Below are 2,952 nucleotides of genomic sequence, written 5' to 3' on the forward strand. Positions count from 1 at the left end.
CAACTGGTGTTCAAAATGGTGTACCAACACCTGGTTTCTCATCAAGTATTAATTACTATGATAGTTACCGTGCAGCTGATTTACCTGCAAACTTAATTCAAGCACAACGTGACTACTTCGGTGCTCACACGTACGAAAGAAAAGATAAAGAAGGCGTATTCCATACACAATGGATTGAAGAATAATATTGACCATTGAGCCTGAGACCTTATGAATTTAGGTAATGTTAAAGAGACAATTTCTATTATTTATTTGATAGAAATTGTCTCTTTCCTTATGTATTTATCGAAATTTTCTACGCATGATATATTCAATGATTTTCTTTCTCTTGTCAAATTAAAATTTTCAACTTTTATAAATTAACGATATCTATCCTCATAGAATTTGTCCGTTTAAGTGTAGACGTTTTACTTACATACTATTAAGATAGCATTAGTAAATAATTTTAATATTTCGATAAATAGATTACGTTTTATTATTTGATGAATAAGAGGGATAGAATGTCATATACTTCTGTATTGTTTAATAAGAACTTTACTTTTTATTTAATAGGGATAGCTTTTTCTAACATGGGCAGTGCTTTTACTACGTTTGTTTTTCCATTAATGATTTTAAAGCTTACTGGATCTGCATTTCAAGTTGGCATAGTTTCTGCACTAAGTTTTATACCTTATGCAATTTTAGGATTGCCAGCTGGTGCTTTAATTGACAGATTGAATAAGAAGACCATAATGAAATGTGCTGATATAATTAGGTTCGTTTCATATTTAAGTATACCAGTATTAAGTTTTTTCAATATGTTAAGCATCTTTCAAATTTATGTAGTTGCAATCATTTCAGGTATTGGATTAGTATTTCACAGTATTTCTGAGGTTTCGATAATCCCAAGTATTGTAAAAGAAGAAGATTTGGCGAGCGCAAACAGTTATATATACGCTACTCAAAATGTTTCGGAATTTTTGGGCCCTATAATTGGAGGTTTACTTTATACATATATGGGATATTCAATATTGATTTTTATAGATTCTATGACTTTTTTACTCTCATTTTTCAGTTTGATATTAATTAAAATTGAAACAAAGAGTATATTCAATCAAGAAAAGTTGAGTGGAAAAAATTTTTTGAGCGATGTTAAAGTTGGATTTGATTATCTATTATCTAATTCAACTATTAGAGTAATGGCTGTTGTTGTAAGTTTATCCAATCTAATTATCTCACCTTATTATATTTATATAGTAATGTTTGTAAAGGAAGACATGAATCAATCATCTCAAGCATTGGGGTTAGTTTTAGGTATCTCATCATTAGGTGCGCTAATCGGTTCATTATCTGCAAGTTTTCTCTTGAAATTATTTAATTTCGGAAAACTAATTGTAATTATATTATTTTTAGATACAATTTTTAGATTAATGTTACCATTTAGTACTTATATTTTTATACTCATCCCACTTTTAGGGTTGACATATATGACACAATCCATTTTAAATATAGCGATAATCACACTGAGGCAAAAGAAATGTTCAGAAAATATGTTAGGACGTGTTAATAGTGTTTTTAAAACAATGGTTTTTGCATTCAGACCTATAGGCCTTTTTTTAGGCGGTATATTACTTGAAAATAAAGGTGGATTTTATGCACTTACGATCAGTGCTGTGTTATTTATACCATTAGTGTTATATATACTGAAAAATAGATTTTATCAAGTTGAAGAATATTAAGAAGAAAATTAATAAAAATGGCTGCTATGTCAAATTGGACTGATGAATTCAATATAGGAAGTTAGGCAACTAAACATTGTATAACTTTCTTTTTAGTTATTGGAGCTTAAAGTTTTGAACATAATAATATTCGATTGCGCAAATGATTGTAACTTCCATAATCAAATGATGTACGTTTAATTAATTTTATTATGTTAGTTATACATTCTAATGGACAATGTGAGCTACACCCAGTTAAGTTGACATAGAAAATACGAAAACTTTGAACGAAGTATTTCATTGATATATGTCCCAGACGACATGTTTGATTAATGAAGTTCTATGTGGCTACAAAATTTTAAAAATTACACAAGCAATATCTATTACCTTAAAAGCATCCCGCCATATTTTTAAGCATTTTGTGAAGTAATAAAATATTTACTGTGTTATGATAGCATGTACTATAGAGAAATAGAGGTACTATTTTATGGAAAAGTTAAATCAAGTTATGTTATATGTTGATGATGTTGAAAAAGCGAAAGCATTTTGGACAGAAACTTTAGAATTTGTTGTTGTAAGTGAAACACCGTTAGCTGAGGACTATGTTGCAGTTGAAGTATCACCTACCAAAGATGCTGAAACGTCATTGACGATTATGGCAAAAGAATTTATTGAAAAGCATAGTCCAGAGGTGAACCTAGGAACACCATCTTTAATGTTTAAAGAGAAAAACTTTGATGCATTATACTCAAAATTAAATGATTTAGGTTTAACTGGGCATGATATAGTAGAAATGGATGGTCAACGTGTATTTAATTTCCAAGATGGACAAGGTAATTATTTTGCAGTTAGTGACTAAACAATCGATTTTAATATTTATACAAACCTTTATATTGATTTTCGGATTGAATTTCAGTATGAAGGTTTTATTTTTATCGTTTTATGCAATCGTTTGCACAAATCTTTTGACTTTTTTAGAAAGAGTAACTAAACTGTTATTATATAGAGGTTGGAAGCGTTTTCCAATGCAGAAATTAACAGGAGGTGATTAAATGGTTACGATTAAAGATGTTGCACTAAAAGCCGGTGTTTCTCCTTCGACAGTTTCAAGAGTTATAAAAGGAAATAAACGTATTAGCGAAGCGACAATTTCAAAAGTGAAGAAAGTTATGGAAGAATTGAATTATTTTCCTAATACCGCTGCTAGAACTTTAATTACAAACCAAACATATAAAATTGGTTTAGTGTTAAAAGG

At 29.3% G+C, this 2,952-nt stretch carries 4 protein-coding genes and 1 pseudogene; all 5 read left to right on the forward strand.

Annotated elements, in window-relative coordinates:
* A pseudogene (locus IDG60_RS10185) lies at positions 1-185 on the forward strand (NADP-dependent phosphogluconate dehydrogenase); the annotation flags it as partial.
* 315 nt (positions 186-500) lie between these two features.
* The gene (locus tag IDG60_RS10190) at positions 501-1,718 is read left to right on the forward strand and encodes an MFS transporter (RefSeq protein WP_000122710.1); all 1,218 of its coding nucleotides are present in this window, start codon (positions 501-503) and stop codon (positions 1,716-1,718) included.
* 466 nt (positions 1,719-2,184) lie between these two features.
* Positions 2,185-2,556 carry a VOC family protein gene (locus IDG60_RS10195; RefSeq protein ID WP_000413436.1) on the forward strand — a complete coding sequence of 124 codons (372 nt, stop codon included), beginning with the start codon at positions 2,185-2,187 and terminating at the stop codon, positions 2,554-2,556.
* Complete coding sequence (locus IDG60_RS10200; RefSeq protein ID WP_001792107.1) at positions 2,495-2,749, forward strand: hypothetical protein; 255 nt, start codon at positions 2,495-2,497, stop codon at positions 2,747-2,749. Before IDG60_RS10195 ends, IDG60_RS10200 begins: the two co-directional genes overlap by 62 nt.
* On the forward strand, positions 2,750-2,952 hold a 203-nt coding region (locus IDG60_RS10205; protein WP_206160664.1), incomplete at its 3' end, for a LacI family DNA-binding transcriptional regulator.

The organism is Staphylococcus sp. EG-SA-2 (assembly GCF_017152085.1).